An 18,895-nucleotide genomic window follows, 5' to 3' on the forward strand; every position below is an offset into this window, starting at 1 on the left:
TGTCTTGCGTTCAGATCACACAAACAATAACATTAATGATAATTATTTTCACTTAGAATCACTCATGCAATCCATCTCTCCTCTCTTTTATCAAAGCTTCAAATTATCTTTACTCAGTTTTGCGATTTTAAGTGTTCAATATAGCTTTGCAGAAAACCTTATTGAAAATGAAAGCCAAACCTTATCTACGATTCAACTCCAAGCCCAATCAGAAAATACAAATGAGAGTTCTGAAAAAACCAAAGCTTATACTGTAAAAAATAGTAGCAGTGCTTCAAAACTCAATATTGCAGTCAAAGAGACCCCTCAAACCGTCAATGTAGTCACACGCCAGCAAATTGAAGATTTTGGTTTAAATTCAACACGTGAAATTTTAAAAAATACACCTGGGGTCACTGTTCAGAGTCAGGAAACAGAACGTAGCTCTTATATGTCACGCGGTTTTGAAATTTCAAATATTCTCACTGATGGTGTAGGCTTCCCATTAAGCAGCTATAATTATAATAATACCAATCCCGATACTTACTTTTATGACCGCGTCGAAGTAGTCAAAGGCGCCGATGCCCTATCGAATGCCTTTGGTGACCCAAGTGCAACCATTAATAATATTCGTAAACGTCCGACCAAAGAATTACAGGCAAGTGCTGGACTAAGTTATGGTTCTTGGGATACCCAGCGCTATGAAGCAGACGTTTCTGGTTCACTTTCTCCAGATGGACGAGTACGTGGTCGCCTCATGGGATATGAGCAAACGGGAGATTCGCATCTTGACCGATATTCTTCTGAAAAAAATGGCTTTGCAGGCATCTTAGAAGCCGATATTACTGACTCAACATTATTAACTGTCGGTTACAGTCAAAACCAGAATAAACCCAATGCCAATAACTGGGGAGCTTTACCCCTCCTTGATGCCAATGGAAAACAACTGTCTTATGACCGAAATTACAATCCAAATCCAGATTGGGCACATTGGGACAATGAAACCCAAGATGCTTTCCTAGAATTACAACAAAAACTTGGCAAAAAATGGACTGCAAAACTGAGCTATAACTATAGTGATACTGAACACAATAGCCGCTTGCTTTATTACTATGGCAATCCTCAAGCAGATGGTTCAGGCGTTTCACTCACAGCTTGGGGTGGCAAAGAACAACTGCGTAAACATTTTACTGATTTGAATTTCCAAGGTACTTTTAACTTACTCAATCAAGAGCATGAAGCTACATTAGGATACAGTCATATTCAAACACATCAATACGATCAACAATCGAGTGGTGTTATTAATGACAGTAATATTAATAATGTAGCAGGTATTTATGATGGTGTGCCTTATCTAACTCAATACACAACAAATTGGGCGAGCTGGACACCACAATCAGTTACATGGTCTGAGTTTAGTGATGCAGCGGACTATAAACAAAAAATTAACTCTTACTATGCTGCTACACGTATTCATTTAAATGATGACTTGAAATTAATCTTAGGTGGCAATTACGTTCAGGCGAAAAGTCATGGCAGTAGCTATGGTTCTCCAATGGATTACAGTGAAAGTAAATTATCGCCCTATGCAGGTTTAACTTATAATTTCAGCCCTGAATATACAGGTTATATGAGCTATACCTCTATTTTCCGTCCACAAACAGGGATTGAAGAAACAACGCGTCAAGCTTTAAAACCTGTTGAAGGTGAAAGTTATGAAATGGGGATTAAAAGCGCATGGCTAAATGATCGATTAACAGGTTCAATGAGTGTCTTTAGAACGGAACAAAATAATTATCCATTGCGTAATTCCGATGGTAACCCATTAAATCGTACGTCTAAGACCAGCGATTTACTTTCTCAAGGCGTAGAAATTGGCTTGGCCGGAGAAATTAACGATGATATCAACCTCGCTTTTGGTTACACCCAATTTAGCTTAAAAGATATAAAAAATGGTGGTGCAGCACGAACCTATAATCCAAACCAAACCATTAATCTGTTAGCAACTTATACCGTACCTACTTTACCTCAACTGAAAGTCGGTGCTGGGCTGCAATGGCAAGACAATATCAAATTGTATGATGCGACTTTAAATAGCACCATCACTCAAGATGCTTATGCCTTAGTCAATTTAATGGCCAGTTATGAAGTAAATGATCATATTTTGCTACAAGCAAATGCTAAAAATGTCACCGATAAAAAATACTTAAATAGCTTTCCCGATGGACAAGCTTTTTACGGCGAACCTGCTAACTATTCTGTGGCAGTGAAATTCAAATATTAAATAATTAACTTGGCCTGATGATTTAGGCGTGATTTTTGTGAGCACAGTGACCTTCCCTTATGAGTAAAACCGTATCTTTCTCTTATCGAATCTCTGTGCTCTATCGATTTATCATTGCATTTATCTTGGGCTACATCTGTACTTCTTTATTGATTCAAAATCTCACCCTAATTTTGAATACCTTACTGCCGAAAGCAGAATCAATTTATTTGGCAGCCTTCATCAGTCTTCTGTTTTTTATTGGTTTTGTGATCAGTAGTTTTTGTATTTACACGGTGCGTAAATTAAGTTTGATCAGTTTCAGTTTGTTGATATGTCTAGCTGTAATATATTGGATATTAGGATAAGTCATGCAAAAATCAATACGTCAATCCATGGCATGGCTGCATTCTTGGACAGGATTAATCTTTGGCTGGCTCATGTTCGCCATTTTTCTAATGGGTGCACTGTCATATTATCGTCAAGAAATCAGCCTTTGGATGCAACCACCTCTGACCCAAATACAGGTTAATCAAGACACAGCTCTACATTCTGCATACCAGTATTTAGAACAAAATGCGCCAAATGCCAAAACATGGACGATCAACATCGCCAATGAACAGAAGCCAGTCAACCAACTATATTGGCAAAAAGCCGATGGAGCATATGAAAATAAGACTTTAAATCCGAATACTGCAACAGAAGTCAGCCTAACCGAAACACTCGGGGGAGATTTTTTCTATTTATTCCACTTCCAACTATTCGGCATGAATTATTTGCTTGGTCGATTAATTGTGTCACTTGCAGCATTTATTATGTTGATTGCCTTGGTTTCAGGCATCATTACGCATAAAAAAATCTTTGTCGATTTCTTTACTTTACGTGCTTTTAAAGGTCAACGTTCGTATTTAGATTTTCATAATGTCAGCTCGGTTATTGCCCTTCCTTTCTTTCTCACTATTACATTTACAGGTTTAGCTATTTTCTTTTATTTATATTTACCTTGGGGTATGCAAAAACTTTATCCTGAAAATAACTACCAATATTTCGATGAAATTAATACAAAAATCGCTCCCAAAATTGAAAAAAACTCGCCCGCTCAAATGCAATCTATTGAGCGCTTGATACAACCTGTGCAACAAAAATGGGGCAAAACTGAGTTCAACACTATCCATGTGAAAAATCCAAATACCCAACAGGCACAAATTACTTTTATCGAACGTAAAGATCATTCGATTACCCGTAATCAAGCACAAATGACTTTCAATGCTATTACAGGGCAGCCATTATCAAGTAGTAAAAATGAGAGTGCAATTGCCACACTGAATGCAGGTGTATACGGATTACATATGGCAACTTTTGCACAACCCCTGCTCCGTTTGGCCTTGTTATTTTCAGGCTTACTCGGCTGCGCGATGATTGCATCAGGTTTATTGCTCTGGAGTTTAAAGCGACAACTACAAAATAAGCAGCAACAATTTCACTTTGGACATTATTTGGTTCAGCGACTTAATATTACGGCTATTCTAGGTTTACCAATTGCAGTTATTAGCTATTTTTATGCCAACCGCATCGGTTTATCTCTGCATAGTTCCCAAAACTATGAAGTCATAACTTTTTTTAGCGTATGGTTGGCTGTTTTTATTTTAAGTTTATGTTTAAAAAAACAATATCTTTGGAAAGTACAATTAACCATATTTATCACATTATCCTTTAGTTTGGTTGTCTTTAATCTGCTGTATCTGCTTAAACAAGACAGTATTCAGCATTTTAGCGATTATTGGACTTTTTTGAGAATTGACATTTTTATTGTGATTTTTGCTTTATTGGCTATATTTTTATATAGAAATATCCACCCCATTCAACTCAAAGCGCACACCAAAATAAAAAATAAACTTGAGAAAAACACTCAATTAAAAAATCAGGACGGTCTTTGATGAATATTTTATGGAGTTTGCTCATCATTTTATGTGCTGTTTTTGGTTTATATAAAGTGAGTGAAAAACAAATCAAGAAAACTCAGCAATCCAAATGGTCATTTCTAACGATTAAGCCTCGAACCACCCGATTCATGTGTTTGTTCATTCTCCTCATTTCTATTTTTTTATTGATGAAACAACAGGGTTTTTCAATTGGTTTTATTAGCTTTTGGATTTTTTTGACTCCGCTTTTATGGTTGTTTATCTTTTGTGTCAATGAACTCAAAATTAAGAACAAAGAATATTCAAAATAGATGGAGTTATTTTTAAATAAGAGTATCCGAATATATTAAATCGACTTTAGCTTTTTTTTGAATAAGCAAATCAATAATCAAGACAACGGCTTATACAAAAAAATCATAACATATCTACGTTTTTTGATATTTGGCATATAACCATGTTTGGTCCACTCGAATTTATTTTAGCAGGTGTATTGGTCGGTTTTTGTGTAGGTATTACAGGTGTTGGAGGTGGCTCTTTGATGACCCCCATCCTGATTAGTTTATTTAGAATTGAACCACATATTGCGATTGGTACTGATTTGTTATATGCCGCTATTTCCAAATTTTGTGGCTCGTTTGTACATGCCAAAAAATTGAATATTGTCTGGCCCATTGTGATTTGGCTAGCAGTCGGAAGTATTCCTGCTTCACTTGCCACACACTGGGTTCTAGAAAATTATTTAAGCCAATCTTCAAGTTATAAAGCCGTACTGACAACAGTACTTGGTTTTATGTTGACTTTAACTGGGATCTCTATTGTTTTCCGCGCTCAAATTGAACGTTTCTTTAATAAGTTTCGTAAAAATGACGCCGTAGATATGACCCAAGATTTAGAAAAGGTAAATTTTCAAGCCAAAGATAAACGTGCTTTGATTGTCATTATGGGCATTGTACTGGGTGTATTTGTGACCCTCTCATCTGTAGGTGCAGGCGCATTTGGGATTATGGCCCTAGTACTAATGTTTCCCAACTTACCCATGATTCGTATTATCGGTTCTGATGTCGTACATGCTGTGCTTTTAACCTTAGTCGCTGGACTGGGACACATGAGCTCAGGAAATGTAGATTTTCATTTACTCGGTTGGCTGTTGGTTGGTTCAATTCCTGCCATTATCATCGGTACTTTAATCAGTTCCCGTTTACCTGAAAAAATTATCCGTAAAGTTTTAGGCATCACATTATTTGCATTAGGGATTAACTTTATCCTGCATCCAGTGAAAGCAAAACCAGTGGAAAAACCGACCACTGCCATGATTTCAACACTTGAACATAGCAGTCAAGCTTAGACTCTCTATTCGATTCATCTGTATTCTCATGATTTTATTGGTCTGTGCTATAGCAACTCACCAATAGAATCGTGTTATATTCAGGCTACTAAAAAAACTCTTGTATGATCAAACCAGTGACGGCAATGAATACACTACAGTCAAATTCTATTACACAATCCGACATCGATGACGTGAATGTACAAAGCATTCAGCCTCTCGTAACTCCTGCTGAATTAAAAAAAGAGTTACCTTTAACTGAACATGCCTATCAAACGGTGTTAAAAGGTCGTGAAACTATTCGCAATATTCTTGACGGGACTGACAAACGCCTATTTGTGGTAATTGGTCCTTGTTCAATTCATGACACAGTTGCAGCTCATGACTACGCAGATCGTTTAAAAGTTTTAAGCGAAAAAATTAAAGATTCAATTTATGTGGTTATGCGGGTTTATTTTGAAAAACCACGTACAACTGTCGGTTGGAAAGGTTTAATTAACGATCCTGATATGAATGATTCTTTTAATATCGAAAAAGGTCTTCGTATAGGTCGTCAGCTGTTGGTTGAATTAAATCAAAAAGGTTTACCGTGTGCAACTGAAGCACTTGATCCGAACTCACCACAATATTATCAAGATCTGATTTCATGGTCAGCGATTGGTGCGCGTACCACTGAAAGCCAGACACACCGTGAAATGTCATCCGGTTTATCATCACCAGTAGGTTTTAAAAATGGTACAGATGGTGGCTTAACCGTTGCAACCAATGCGATGCAATCGGTAAAGCATGGTCACAGTTTCTTAGGACTCAATGATCAAGGACAAGTCTCTGTCATTCGTACCAGTGGTAACCAGTATGGGCATGTTGTGCTTCGTGGTGGTAACGGTAAACCAAATTATGATGCGGGTTCTGTAGCTGAAGCTGAAAATGCCTTAGCAAAAGCCAAAGTCAGTACCAAAATCATGATTGATACCAGTCATGCTAACTCCAATAAAGACCCCTATTTACAACCCTTGGTTCTGAAAAACATCACAGAACAAATTCAGGATGGTAATAAATCTATTGTTGGAATTATGGTGGAAAGTCATATTAAAGGTGGCCGCCAAGATATTCCAACCAATCTAGATGACCTTGAATATGGTCAATCTGTGACGGATGGCTGTATTGATTGGGAAACTACAGAGAAAGCCTTACTCGATATGCATGAAGCATTGAAAGACGTTTTACCAAATCGTTAAATCACCTAAAACGCCATCTCGATAGATGGCGTTTGTATTTTGAAGCTAGGGGAAAATTTATTTTATGAATGATATTGAACATGCACTCAGCCATATTGAAAATTTTCAGTTTATTCACGAACATCTTTTTACTTCAGCTCAACCGAATGCTGAACAGTTAAAAACAATTAAAGAGTACGGCATAAATACCGTTATCAATCTAGGCTTATCCAATCTAGAACAATCCTTGGCCCATCAAGATCAAATTTGTCTTGATTTGGGTTTAAACTATATTCAGTTGCCCATTTCTCCAGATACCCCTTCTGATGATCAATGTTTATTGGTCTTAGACATGCTTGACCATTTAGTTAAAGAACAATTGGTTTGGGTGCATTGTTGTAAAAACCATCACGTCAGTAGCTTAATGTATTTATATCGTCAATATTTTATGGATATGGACTTACCTACGGCGCAAGATCTGATGCACAATATTTGGCAGCCAAATGATACATGGACAGGACTGACTCATGCTGTCGCCTTACAACTTCAAGGTCGTAAAGCGACGAAAGAATTACAACAGTCTTTGATTCATCCAGATTATTTTACCTGATGCGAAATCAAAACCGTGGCCGTCGCTAAAATACCTTCTTGACGGCCAGTGAATCCGAGTTGTTCAGTCGTGGTGGCTTTGATACTGATTTGTGTCACATGTACTTTCAATACATCAGCAATACTTTGGCGCATATCTAAATTATGCTTGGCTAATTTTGGACGTTCACAGGCCACCGTTATATCAGCATTATTGAGTAAATACCCTCGATCTAAAATCAGTTGATAAACATGCTTCAAGAGAGCTCGACTATCAGCACCTTTAAATTTTGCATCTGTATCTGGAAAATGCTGTCCAATATCACCCAATGCTAATGCACCTAACAGGGCATCACACAACGCATGTAATACGACATCTCCATCAGAATGTGCTTTTAAACCTTGAGTATGGGGTATTTTTATTCCTGCTAAAGTGACAAAGTCACCTTCTTCAAAGGCGTGTACATCTATTCCCTGACCAATTCGAATTTGTGCGACCACTTTAAGCATCCTTAAGAAATAAATGATTGAAATGTTGTATTCACGCTTTCTCTTTCGCTATAGTTACAGCAGCGTAATATAGTGAAATTATAAGCGATCATGCTGCTGAATACCGAAATTAATCTCATTAAAACTTTTAGCATGTTGTTCAGTATTGGCTGTCTATGCTCAACTCTGGCGCATGCTCAAAAAATTGACTGTACTCAGCCCAATACATCGTCAATGAAGAAAATTTGTGCCGAGAATTTTGATGAATCTCGAGAAAAGCTGATCAATCATTACACCACGGCCTTTCTGGTCAGTGATGCACCCGTGCATTTATTACAAGATACCCATACTTTATGGTTTAAACGCCTTCAACAATGTAAAAGTTTAGATTGTTATAAACAACAGTTTGAATTGCGTATTGATGATCTCAACTTTTACACTTCCTTGAATCAAAGTTTAACCAGTCATTATTTGAAATTTGAAAATGGTCAAATTGCCAATCAACCTGTGCATTTACAGGTGCATCAATTAAGCAAAAATAGTATTAAAATTGAAGGAATTGCTTATCGTAATCCGAATAATAAATTAGAAACACAAAGCATTTCGTTCTTGGCCTACACCACTCCAGACCGAAAAGATCAAGTGACAGATAACGAGCATGATTGCAAATATCAATTTAATTTTAGTAAAGCCATTTTATCGGTTAAGACTACGCAAAAAGGTTGCGAACGTTTTGTAGGCGTGTATCGAGTTTATGATTAAATGAGATTCACGAATAAATTAGGTTCATTCTTGATAAATTGAACTTATATTTTAAAAAAGATTAATCAAAAAAAACCAGATTTTATATCTGGTTTTTTAAAAACTTAAAATATCTATTCTTTACTTAACTTGTTCGGGACAAAGCACTGCTTTGTTTTCCTCATTTAGGCTCGATGGGTGCAAATGGTGCGACCACATCTGCATTTTGAGCACGATGACGCATAAAATGATCCATGAGCACAATTGCAAACATTGCTTCAGCAATTGGCGTTGCACGGACACCCACACAAGGATCATGACGACCTTTGGTCAATACATCCGTATCTTCACGCTCAAGATTAATGGTTTTACCCGGGGTCGTAATACTTGCAGTAGGTTTCAATGCAATCGCAACGCGAATAGTCTGACCACTTGAAATCCCGCCTAAAATGCCACCTGAATGATTGGCCAAGAAACCATCCGTCGTTAATTCATCACGAGATTCATGACCAAACTGTTCGGCTACTGCAAAGCCATCACCAATTTCAACCCCTTTAACGGCATTAATTGACATCATTGCATGGGCAATATCTGCATCCAAACGGTCAAATACTGGTTCACCCCAACCCACTGGAACATTCTCCGCCAAAATTTCAAGCTTTGCGCCACAACTTGTGCCTTGCTCACGTAATGACGTGACTAGTGCTTCAAAACGTGGAACTGCATTAACATCGCCACAGAAAAATGGATTATTAGGAACTTCATTCCAATCTAAAGTATGGACTTTTTCTGTTCCAATTTGTGTGACATGACCACGGATTAAAATACCAAATTTTTCAGATAAATATTTTTTCGCAATTGCACCGGCAGCCACTCGCATGGCTGTTTCACGTGCGCTTGAGCGACCACCTCCACGGTAATCACGAAAACCATATTTATGCGTATACGTATAATCCGCATGACCCGGACGGAACGTTTGCGCGATATTGCCATAATCTTTCGATTTTTGATCTGTATTACGAATCAATAGGCCAATTGAGGTACCCGTAGTTTTACCCTCAAATACCCCAGATATAATTTCAACTTCATCGGGTTCTTTACGTTGAGTGGCAAATTTTGAGGTTCCTGGTTTACGGCGATCCAAATCTCTTTGTAAATCTGCTTCAGTCAGTTCAATTCCAGGCGGTACACCATCGACAATTGCCATCAGGCCAGCGCCATGAGATTCACCACAAGTCGTTACACGGAATAATTGTCCAATCGTATTACCTGCCACGTTACGAACTCCCTATGCTTCTAAAGACTGTACAAATAAATCACGGTATTGACGGCATTGCGCGGCAGTTAAAGCAAAAATACCCGAACCGCCTTTTTGGAAAGTCAACCAGTGGAAATCAATGGTATTAAAATTCTGTTTCATCGCCCATTCTGAATTACCTACTTCTATGACAATTAAACCATCTTCGGTCAAATAATCTGCAGCTTGTGCCAACATTTTACGCACCAAATCTAACCCATCTTGACCAGCAGCAAGCGCAAGTTCTGGTTCATGCAAAAATTCAGCAGGTAAATCAGCCATATCTTCTGCATCTACATAAGGCGGATTGGAGACAATTAAATCATATTGATTTTCAGCAGGAATTTTTGCAAATAAGTCAGATTCCATTAACGCAACTTGATATTGCATATTGTGATGTTCAGCATTAATTGAGGCTACCTCTAAAGCTTCTTTAGAAATATCGGTTGCATCCACTTCTGACTCAGGAAAAGCATAAGACAGCGCTATTGCAATACAGCCCGAACCTGTACACATATCTAAAATACGACGCGGCATTTTAGGCTGTGGATTCTCTGGAAGATTATTTTGGGCCTCACGCATTTGACCATTTTCATCTAAACAGTACGGGGCAAAACGTTGATTAATTAATTCTGCAATAGGAGAACGCGGAATCAATACACGCTCATCAACGTAATATGGCTTGTCACAGAAATAAGCTAAGTTTAATAAATATGAGGTCGGAACTTTTTCATTGATGCGACGCTCAAGTAAACTGATAAATTCAGCTTTTTCACTTGGCAGCAATTTAGCATCTAAAATTTCTGGGTTTGCATTCCAGTCCAATGCTAAAGTTTGTAGAACCAGCGCAGAACTTTCAGCAAAAAAGTCTTCAGTGCCTTGGCCCAAATGTGCATCATATTGACGTAGAGCTGAAACACCAAAACGGATAAAATCACGAATGGTGTTTAAATTTTCAGCGGCTTCCTGCAAATGTTCAGGGCTAATAGTCAGTTGATCCACTTAAGGCGTCTCCAAGGTCAATTTTTTAAAACGCCTCATGATACCTTGTTTTGCGTGTTTTTTATAATTTTTCAATCAAGTTGAATATAATTATTTATACCCCATTTGCTTCATTTCATAATAATAAACACGTTCTTTTGTCATCTCTAATAGACATTTTTTTTGTTTAATTTCGATAAACGAAGAGGTCACGCCGAAATGACATTGTTGTTTCATTCGGTTCAACCAAAGCTGATGTTGTTGCTCAAGATTTTTTTGATGAGAGGCATTATTTTCTAAATTGCTTTTATAATATTTTTTTAATAATTTTTCCTGTATTTTTAATTCTTTATCAATACATGTAATGATAATTTTACTTTGACCATAAGATGTATTTAAACATTGATTATATTCTTGACTAGCACCTGATTGCGCCTCTACTGCCATAGCGCTTAAGCTGCCCACAGTTAAAATAATTGCGGATAAAAAATGCATGCTTCCCCCATTTGTTTGATCAATTTTTTATCAAAACTGAATCTTTAAATACTATTTTTTTGTTTATATTCAGATATTACAACAACTCTGTCAGAATTCCTATAAAGCGATTTGTAGAGATTGCATCATCAAATTTTAGTCCTCACTATTGAATCTCTCTCATCTACCCCGATATAAGATTTATTCTTTTTGAGTCTATGGATCATCATGAGCTATAAACACAACAACCTCATGGCAATACGTGAGAAATATTGGAATGATACCCCTTCTGCCCAAGTTGAAACAGAGAAAAAATTCTTGCAACATATTTTAATAAAATATGATATTTACGCCACACCGTCAGAGGATGATGCCAAATATTTATTCTTTAGTTTACCCAGTATTATTATTGTGAAAGGTTATGCGCTGGGTTTTATGCACGAAACCGTTCAAGCCATGATTTTTAAATACTTGCAAAATAATAAAACTTTGCTCAAGCAGAAAAGTGAAATGAAAGTACAATTTCGTATGTAATATTTTTATTTCTGGTCTCATATTTTGAGCGTTCTTGAGCATTTTTGATGGATAAAACCAGCCCTCATTTTCCTCAACTGATTTTTTATTTCTATATAGTCGGATGATTTGTGACTCCAAGTGCGCCAGAAAAAATAAATTAAAATATTAAGAATATTAACGTTCAATTTAGCATATGGAACTTTTTTAATACGTCAATTCACGTTAATATCCGCTACAATTAAATATTCTGCGACTTGCTGCTTAAAGGATTTTGTTTAATGTCAAATCAGAACGATAAGCTTAAACAACTTAAAACCTCTTCTATGGATCGACGCTTATCTATCGCTAAAGCGTCCTTACTCGCAGGAACGCGTTGGGCAGCATCTAATGCAACCACCATATTTTCAAGTGAAGTCGAAAAAGACAAAAAACGCAAAAAAGCCATGAAACAACAAGCTGATTATCTTGTTTCAGAAATTGGTAAGTTAAAAGGTTCAATTGTAAAAATTGGACAAATGATGGCCTTATATGGTGAACATTTTTTACCAGAAGAAATTACTCAAGCGCTAAATACGTTAAACAACCAAACGATTGCACTGGCTTGGCCTGCAATTAAAGAACATTTAGAACAACAATTAGGTTCTAAACTACATGATTTAACCATCGATCATGAACCATTAGGGACAGCTTCATTGGCACAAGTGCATCGTGCTGTGCGCAAGTCAGATGGCTTAGAAATAGTACTCAAAATTCAGTATCCGGGTGTAGCCGCTGCCATCGATTCTGACATGAGCCTCTTTAAAAATATGCTCAAATTAACTCGTATGGTGCCGCAAACACGTGAATTTGATCAGTGGTTTGATGAAGTTCGCGAAATGATGCATCGTGAAGTGAATTATAAAATTGAAGCTGAAACCACCTGTCGCTTTGCTGAACGTTTGAAAGCAGATCCACGCTATGTTGTGCCACAAATTATTCACGAATACTGTACCGATCAAGTTCTATGTATGACCTTTGAACGTGGCGTGCCGATTAATAGTCCAGTGATGCTCTCCTTACCTCAAGAACGTCGTAACCAATTGGGTGAAGCGTCCTTAGAAATAGCAGTACGTGAGATTTTTGAATGGGGTGAAATGCAAACCGATCCAAACTTTGGTAATTATCTGGTGCGCCTAGCAGATGATGAGAACGGTCAAGATCGGATTGTATTATTAGATTTCGGTGCAATTCGTCAGTTTGATCAACATTTGCTGACTGTCGCGCGTAATTTAATTCATGCAGGCTACTGTCATAATCAAGATGAAATGGTACAAGCCATGACGGGTTATGACTTCTTTGATTCTATTCCGCAAAGTATTAAACCCGATATGGCGAAAGTCTTTTTGTTAGCCACAGAAGCTTTTAGTACTATTGCCAACAATCCTGATTTGCCTGAAGGCGTGATGGATGACCAACAGCGTTATGATTGGAAAAAAAGTCTCCTTCATAGCCGCGTAATGCAACGTGCTTCTAAGTCGATGGCATCACGTTATTTTAGCGTACCCCCCAAAGAATTTATGTTTATCAGTCGAAAATTTATTGGTGCGTACACCTTTATGACGGTGATTGATGCAAAAACCAATGTTCGCAAGATGGTGACAAAGTTTTTATAATTTTTGATGACTAAAATGGCAACTTTGTCATTTTAGTCAATTTTTATTTTTAAAATAATCTTAATCATTAAAAAATAATTATAAAATTCATATTCTTAAAATTCTCTAAAAACCCCATGAACCATTTATCTAAGTCAATTTTAATTGTCAATCATGACATAGTTTTTTCCATCTCCTCGTGTCAGCATAAAAATATAAAGCAATAACATCGATGGATTATAAAAATGACCAATATGGTAAACAAAGCACAAGGATTTGGGCTCTCACTGATCACTAAAATTGCCGCAAGCGATGTACTGGATCAATTAAAACTCCGTAAATTTATTGAAAAATCCTTATATCAAGGTTCAAAAATGAGTTTTAAAACGCTAAGTCAATCTCAAAAAGTGTTTAAACCTAATCATAAGATGACGAAACAACGCCTGCCTTCTCAGCAAAAATCTTTATTTGATTTGAACCTGACTGAAGAACAGCAAATGACCTGTGACGCGATGGATCAGTTTGCCGCAGAGGTACTCTACCCTCTAGCACATCAAGCCGATCATGACGAAAAGTTTCCTCCTGCACTTTGGCAATATGCCACAGATTTAGGACTCAATTACTACGCACTTCCAGAAGCTTTAGGCGGTGTGGCAAGTGAAAAAAATATCTTAAGCAATATTTTAATAGCCGAGCATTTGGCCAAAGGTGATTTCACTTTAACTGCTGGATTACTGTCTACTTTTAGTGTCATTAATGCCATTACCCAATGGGGTTCTGAAAGTATTCAAGCCACCTATTTAAGCAGTTTTGCAAATGAGTTAGACATTCAAGCCACATTTGCTATACAAGAATCGACGCCAGCATTTAATCCCTACACCTTAAAAACGATAGCCACTTCATCACATGGAAAATATACCCTTTATGGTGAAAAAACCTTGGTAATTTTAGGTGAAACGGCTGATCTTTTTTTGGTGAATGCTGAACTTAACGGCTCACCAGAAGTCTTTTTGGTAAAAAGAGACAATACCATCACAGCCAAAAAAACATCTGCAATGGGCTTAAAAGCTGCTGAAACTATGACCTTAAAATTTGAGCATAGCCCTGCTGAACTTTTGGGAGATGACGATTTTAATTATTCAGCATTTTTAGATTTAGGTAATTTAATGTGGTGTGCCATGGCAGTTGGCACATGTGAAGCGGTAAAAGCCTATTGTATTGAATATGCCAATGAGCGAACTGCCTTTGGTGAGCCCATTTCACATCGTCAAAGTGTCGCTTTCATGATTGCAGATATGGCAATTGAAATTGAATCTATGCGTATGATGATTTTAAATGCAGCCAGTCTTGCCGAAGCAGGTCAACCTTTTCATCGTGAAGCCTATCTAGCTCGCCTGCTATGCGCAGAAAAATCGATGAAAATTGGAACTGATGGTGTGCAAATTTTAGGTGGTCATGGTTTTACCAAAGAGCACCCTGTTGAACGTTGGTATCGCGACCTACGTGCAACTGCCATTATACACTCAGGTTTACATGCTTAATTTTGGAGAATAATAATGAATTTACAAAATCCTAAAAAATTTAAAATGCTGGTCAATCAAGCGCACGAAGTCGCTCTGAATGTTTTACGCCCGATATCACGAAAATATGACAAAGCTGAACATGCTTATCCCAAAGAATTAGACATGTTGTCATCTTTGGTCGATGGTATGAACGAAGGTGGCGAAGGCATGAATGCTGGAGCTGCGGGTGCAGGGAAACGCAGTGAAGATACAACAGCAGGTAACCGCAATGGTACCAATATGTCGACCGCTTTAAGCATTATCGAAATGTGCTATGGCGACACAGGTTTGTTATTGTCTATGCCTCGTCAGGGATTAGGAAATTCAGCGATTGCTGCTGTTGCAAATGATGAACAACTTGAACGTTTTAAAGGCACTTGGGCAGCGATGGCAATTACCGAGCCAAATTGTGGTTCAGATTCTGCCGCCATTCGAACTACAGCGATCAAAGATGGCGACGATTATATTTTAAATGGAGAAAAGATATTCGTTACTTCTGGTGATCGTGCCGATTCGGTGGTGGTTTGGGCCACCTTAGATAAAAATTTAGGTCGTGCAGCGATTAAGTCATTCGTAGTTGCAAAAGGCACGTTTGGCATGACAATAGAACGCTTAGAGCATAAACTTGGCATTAAGGCCTCAGATACAGCCGTTATTCGCTTTATTGATTGTCGTGTTCCTGCTGAAAACTTACTTGGCAACGCAGATATTGATATTTCTAAAGGTTTTGCTGGTGTGATGGAAACATTTGATAACACTCGCCCACTTGTTGCCGCAATGGCCGTAGGCTGTGCAAAAGCATCGTTAGAACGAATTAAAGAAATTTTTAGACATCAACTTGACTTGACGTATTCTACGCCATATTTGCATACTTCGAATATTGCAGCACAAATTTATCGTATGGAAGCAGAGTGGGAAGCGGCTCGGTTACTCACTTTGAAAGCGACATGGATGGCAGATAATAAAAAACCGAACTCTAAAGAAGCCTCTATTGCCAAAGCTAAAGCTGGACGTATTGGAAATGAAATTACACTTAAATGCGTAGAATTAGCTGCCAGTATTGGTTATAACGAAGATGATTTATTAGAAAAATGGGCACGTGATTCAAAAATTTTAGATATTTTTGAGGGAACGCAGCAGATTCAGCAATTGATTATCGCACGCCGTGAATTAAGCAAAAGTTCAAGTGAATTAAAATAAGCCAATATCTACTGCATAAAAATCTCAACTGGGATAGAATTTTTGTTATCAAAATCTATCCTTTTTATAATTAACTTTAGGCTTATGTACCAAATTAGATCACTCCAAGTGCAAGACAATCCTGAAATAGCCCGAATTATTCGCAAAGTTTCTAAAGAATTTGGACTCGCTGCTGAATCAGGTTTTGCTGTAGCTGATTCTATGTTAGATAATTTATTTGATTTTTATTGCCAGCCTCAAGCTGAATATTGGGTGATTACAGATCAGAATGGACAGATATTTGGAGGCGGTGGTTTGTCACCTCTCCAAGGTGATTCAACGGTTTTAGAAATTCAAAAAATGTATTTTTTACCTGAGATTCGAAGTTTAGGCTTAGCCCAGCAACTTTTAGAAAAAGCATTTGAGTTTACCCAAGAAAATGGTTTTCAGTCATGTTATTTAGAAACCACACCTGTCCTCTTCCAAGCAATAAAACTTTATGAAAAATTAGGTTTTGAATATTTAAATCACCCTAAAGGACACACTGGACATAGTCATGTGTGTGAAATTTGGATGGAAAAAAGATTTTAGTTGATTTTGACTCTCATGCTGATTACGTCAAATAGACAATAGAATTTATACATTCTAATCCAAGCGATTAATCATTGAGTGCGAAATATCTTACGTACTTCATATTTATTGATCCTAATCAATCAATAATCCTGCATAAAAATATTATAAAATTAAGATACCTACTAAATAAAAAATAAATTTCTAAGGCAAAATACTGGATAAAGAAAAAGTCAGCCGCTTAATCTTCAAAAAATAATTTTCATCTCAGCATGAGATTTATTGTTTATGTTCATTTCAAACTTTAACAAGAATGAGCCAAAATTTGTACAGCATGCACTCTCGATTTTGTTAAGGTCGAAAATCAAATAAGCGATTCAGGATCATAAAATGTCTAAGAAAGCATTATTTATTACTTCAAATGTCGGTGTAGAACATGATGAACTGATGAAACCTCTTGAATATTTACAATCTAAAGGGATTGAAGTCATTCATGCTGCAGAAGAACAAGCAGAAGTACATACTGTTAAAAGTGATAAGACACCTGCAACTTCTTATACTCCTCAAACCACTTTAGAGAAGGTTGATGCACAAGATTATGATCTTTTGGTTATTCCCGGTGGAACTGTCAATGCAGATACGCTAAGACTCAACGAAAACGCACATCAAATTATTCAACATTTTACTGATCATGCAAAACCGATTGCCGCAATTTGTCATGCACCTTGGGTTTTAATTAATGCAGGGAAAATTAAAGATAAGAATTTAACCTCTTACAAGAGTATTCAATTAGATGTCGAAAATGCAGGCGGAAAATGGGTCGATAAAGAAGTACATCGATGCAATACTCATGGTTGGCCGCTCATTACATCACGCTGTCCCGATGATATTCCTGCCTTCAATCAGGCTCTTTTAGAAGAATTGAGTTCTTAAACTATTTAATTTATTTCGAGTTTGAGTCCCATTAATATTAATCTAATGGGATTTCTAATAAAATTCGTATTTAAATTAGAATACTTTAAAATCTTACATAGTGATAAAGTATTTGTTATTGACTCCCACAACCTGTCCGAATAGCATAACTTTTAATAAAAACTGACGAACGGCTTGTATTTTGTTATCTACACCATTTTTATTTTTAGAATCTAAGTTATTAAAAATTAAACCTTCATTTTTTAGATTAATATTTCTAATCAGTTTTATAGTCGTACTCACAGGCTGCTCTGCTTTAGGCGGAGGATCAATTGCTAAAAGGTCAATTAAACTCTCAAATGGCATTCAAAATGCTTACGCTGTTGAAAGCAATACTGCTAATCGTGTTGCGCCTATTATTATTCAAGCTGCCGAAAAATATGATTTAAATCCTTTGATGTTAGCCGCGATGATTCAACAGGAATCGAGTTATCGAAACTATGTCATTTCACCAGCAGGTGCAATCGGTTTAACACAAATTATGCCCAATTATTGGCAACAAATCTGCCCTGGTGATTTATTTGAAGAAGCAACCAATATTAATTGTGGTTCATTTATTTTAGCCAAATATAATCAATCGGCAGGCAGTTGGAAAAAAGCATTAGCTTATTATAATGTCGGACCTACTGGCTATAAATCTAGTTGGAAGATGAAGCGTCAAGGTAAAAAATATGCTAGACAAGTCAAACAACATGAAGAAAAATTAAAAAAGGTGTTATAAGATTTAAATAATTTAAATAAAAAAAACCCAACATTATGTTGGGTTTTTTAACAGTTTTAATTTCAATTAAAGGTTTTTTTTAAAAATAACATCTTGATTTACAGAAATTTCAGTAAGTTCTAAATCGGTATAAGTACTTCGATGATCTATACTCCCCTTTACTTACTACTATTTTAACCGCTTCTAAATGATGATTCTCAACAGCAGTTTAAAGTGCATTATAGCCTTTACTACCTTCAGGAATTGAGGAGAAAAACCTGAATATAAAATGTTTCTCACTATCTTTCTTACAAAGTATTTGAGAGTATTTTGATTCAAATCTTAGGCTACAGTGAGAATTTTAATTTCTGAAATCATTAAGAGTTTACTTTCTACTTTTTAAATTATGTATAGAAAAACCCCCCTCAGTCTTTTGACTGAGGGGGGTTTAGAATAATGAGCTGGCGATGACTTACTCTCACATGGGTAA

At 36.8% G+C, this 18,895-nt stretch carries 17 protein-coding genes; 13 read left to right on the top strand and 4 right to left on the bottom strand.

The genetic code is table 11. The features are described from left to right. Positions 1–64 precede the first annotated feature (64 nt). The 5 genes from GA0116959_RS11090 (at position 65) to GA0116959_RS11120 (ending at position 7,315) form a co-directional block, all read left to right on the top strand. Positions 65–2,263 carry a TonB-dependent siderophore receptor gene (locus tag GA0116959_RS11090; RefSeq protein WP_092720751.1) on the top strand — a complete coding sequence of 733 codons (2,199 nt, stop codon included), beginning with the start codon at positions 65–67 and terminating at the stop codon, positions 2,261–2,263. 350 nt (positions 2,264–2,613) lie between these two features. After that, positions 2,614–4,179, top strand: a complete 1,566-nt coding sequence (locus GA0116959_RS11100) for a PepSY-associated TM helix domain-containing protein (protein ID WP_092720753.1) — start codon at positions 2,614–2,616, stop codon at positions 4,177–4,179. A 439-nt stretch (positions 4,180–4,618) separates the two neighbouring features. Then, positions 4,619–5,509 (top strand): sulfite exporter TauE/SafE family protein, encoded by an 891-nt coding sequence (locus tag GA0116959_RS11110; protein ID WP_092720755.1) that lies wholly within the window; start codon positions 4,619–4,621, stop codon positions 5,507–5,509. Between the two features lie 125 nt (positions 5,510–5,634). Continuing rightward, positions 5,635–6,726 carry a 3-deoxy-7-phosphoheptulonate synthase gene (locus tag GA0116959_RS11115; RefSeq protein WP_053580201.1) on the top strand — a complete coding sequence of 364 codons (1,092 nt, stop codon included), beginning with the start codon at positions 5,635–5,637 and terminating at the stop codon, positions 6,724–6,726. A 64-nt stretch (positions 6,727–6,790) separates the two neighbouring features. Further along, positions 6,791–7,315: a protein tyrosine phosphatase family protein gene (locus GA0116959_RS11120; RefSeq protein ID WP_092720756.1), complete on the top strand. Its 525-nt coding sequence runs from the start codon at positions 6,791–6,793 to the stop codon at positions 7,313–7,315. Here GA0116959_RS11120 and ispF read toward each other — a convergent pair. Then, entirely contained in the window at positions 7,303–7,794 is a 492-nt protein-coding gene (ispF, locus tag GA0116959_RS11125; RefSeq protein ID WP_092720757.1) for a 2-C-methyl-D-erythritol 2,4-cyclodiphosphate synthase, read from the bottom strand. The two genes, GA0116959_RS11120 and ispF, sit on opposite strands and share 13 nt — an antisense overlap. A 99-nt stretch (positions 7,795–7,893) precedes the next feature. Here ispF and GA0116959_RS11130 point away from each other — a divergent pair, with 99 nt between their 5' ends. Continuing rightward, the gene (locus tag GA0116959_RS11130; protein ID WP_092720758.1) at positions 7,894–8,544 is read left to right on the top strand and encodes an A1S_1983 family putative colistin resistance protein; all 651 of its coding nucleotides are present in this window, start codon (positions 7,894–7,896) and stop codon (positions 8,542–8,544) included. 160 nt (positions 8,545–8,704) lie between these two features. Here the strand turns inward: GA0116959_RS11130 and aroC are convergent, their stop codons facing one another. The 3 genes from aroC to GA0116959_RS11145 form a co-directional block, all read right to left on the bottom strand. Next, positions 8,705–9,799 (bottom strand): chorismate synthase, encoded by a 1,095-nt coding sequence (aroC, locus tag GA0116959_RS11135; RefSeq protein WP_092720759.1) that lies wholly within the window; start codon positions 9,797–9,799, stop codon positions 8,705–8,707. A 12-nt stretch (positions 9,800–9,811) separates the two neighbouring features. Next, on the bottom strand, positions 9,812–10,822 hold the full coding sequence (gene prmB / locus GA0116959_RS11140) for a 50S ribosomal protein L3 N(5)-glutamine methyltransferase (protein WP_092720760.1): 1,011 nt from the start codon (positions 10,820–10,822) through the stop codon (positions 9,812–9,814). Between the two features lie 90 nt (positions 10,823–10,912). Beyond that, a complete protein-coding gene (locus GA0116959_RS11145) occupies positions 10,913–11,296 on the bottom strand; it encodes a lysozyme inhibitor LprI family protein (RefSeq protein ID WP_092720761.1) in 384 nt (127 codons plus the stop codon). 207 nt (positions 11,297–11,503) lie between these two features. Here GA0116959_RS11145 and GA0116959_RS11150 point away from each other — a divergent pair, with 207 nt between their 5' ends. The 7 genes from GA0116959_RS11150 (at position 11,504) to GA0116959_RS11180 (ending at position 18,426) form a co-directional block, all read left to right on the top strand. Next, the gene (locus GA0116959_RS11150) at positions 11,504–11,809 is read left to right on the top strand and encodes a hypothetical protein (RefSeq protein WP_092720762.1); all 306 of its coding nucleotides are present in this window, start codon (positions 11,504–11,506) and stop codon (positions 11,807–11,809) included. A 260-nt stretch (positions 11,810–12,069) separates the two neighbouring features. Then, positions 12,070–13,443, top strand: a complete 1,374-nt coding sequence (locus GA0116959_RS11155; RefSeq protein WP_053577816.1) for an ABC1 kinase family protein — start codon at positions 12,070–12,072, stop codon at positions 13,441–13,443. Positions 13,444–13,667: 224 nt separating this feature from the next. Further along, on the top strand, positions 13,668–14,963 hold the full coding sequence (locus GA0116959_RS11160) for an acyl-CoA dehydrogenase family protein (protein ID WP_092720763.1): 1,296 nt from the start codon (positions 13,668–13,670) through the stop codon (positions 14,961–14,963). Between the two features lie 15 nt (positions 14,964–14,978). Continuing rightward, complete coding sequence (locus tag GA0116959_RS11165) at positions 14,979–16,184, top strand: acyl-CoA dehydrogenase family protein (RefSeq protein ID WP_092720764.1); 1,206 nt, start codon at positions 14,979–14,981, stop codon at positions 16,182–16,184. Positions 16,185–16,268: 84 nt separating this feature from the next. Beyond that, the gene (locus tag GA0116959_RS11170) at positions 16,269–16,754 is read left to right on the top strand and encodes a GNAT family N-acetyltransferase (RefSeq protein WP_092720765.1); all 486 of its coding nucleotides are present in this window, start codon (positions 16,269–16,271) and stop codon (positions 16,752–16,754) included. A gap of 369 nt (positions 16,755–17,123) precedes the next feature. Beyond that, on the top strand, positions 17,124–17,666 hold the full coding sequence (locus GA0116959_RS11175; protein WP_053577812.1) for a type 1 glutamine amidotransferase domain-containing protein: 543 nt from the start codon (positions 17,124–17,126) through the stop codon (positions 17,664–17,666). 226 nt (positions 17,667–17,892) lie between these two features. Then, a complete protein-coding gene (locus tag GA0116959_RS11180; protein WP_244878596.1) occupies positions 17,893–18,426 on the top strand; it encodes a lytic transglycosylase domain-containing protein in 534 nt (177 codons plus the stop codon). The last annotated feature ends 469 nt before the right edge of the window (positions 18,427–18,895 follow it).

The sequence above is a fragment of the Acinetobacter albensis genome, from assembly GCF_900095025.1.
Taxonomy (GTDB): Bacteria; Pseudomonadota; Gammaproteobacteria; order Pseudomonadales; family Moraxellaceae; genus Acinetobacter; species Acinetobacter albensis.

Coding starts and splice junctions, on each gene's coding strand:
- GA0116959_RS11090 (WP_092720751.1), top strand. CDS start 65: ATGCAATCCATCTCTCCTCTCTTTTATCAAAGCTTCAAATTATCTTTA.
- GA0116959_RS11100 (WP_092720753.1), top strand. CDS start 2,614: ATGCAAAAATCAATACGTCAATCCATGGCATGGCTGCATTCTTGGACA.
- GA0116959_RS11110 (WP_092720755.1), top strand. CDS start 4,619: ATGTTTGGTCCACTCGAATTTATTTTAGCAGGTGTATTGGTCGGTTTT.
- GA0116959_RS11115 (WP_053580201.1), top strand. CDS start 5,635: ATGAATACACTACAGTCAAATTCTATTACACAATCCGACATCGATGAC.
- GA0116959_RS11120 (WP_092720756.1), top strand. CDS start 6,791: ATGAATGATATTGAACATGCACTCAGCCATATTGAAAATTTTCAGTTT.
- GA0116959_RS11130 (WP_092720758.1), top strand. CDS start 7,894: ATGCTGCTGAATACCGAAATTAATCTCATTAAAACTTTTAGCATGTTG.
- GA0116959_RS11145 (WP_092720761.1), bottom strand. CDS start 11,296: ATGCATTTTTTATCCGCAATTATTTTAACTGTGGGCAGCTTAAGCGCT.
- GA0116959_RS11150 (WP_092720762.1), top strand. CDS start 11,504: ATGAGCTATAAACACAACAACCTCATGGCAATACGTGAGAAATATTGG.
- GA0116959_RS11155 (WP_053577816.1), top strand. CDS start 12,070: ATGTCAAATCAGAACGATAAGCTTAAACAACTTAAAACCTCTTCTATG.
- GA0116959_RS11160 (WP_092720763.1), top strand. CDS start 13,668: ATGACCAATATGGTAAACAAAGCACAAGGATTTGGGCTCTCACTGATC.
- GA0116959_RS11165 (WP_092720764.1), top strand. CDS start 14,979: ATGAATTTACAAAATCCTAAAAAATTTAAAATGCTGGTCAATCAAGCG.
- GA0116959_RS11170 (WP_092720765.1), top strand. CDS start 16,269: ATGTACCAAATTAGATCACTCCAAGTGCAAGACAATCCTGAAATAGCC.
- GA0116959_RS11175 (WP_053577812.1), top strand. CDS start 17,124: ATGTCTAAGAAAGCATTATTTATTACTTCAAATGTCGGTGTAGAACAT.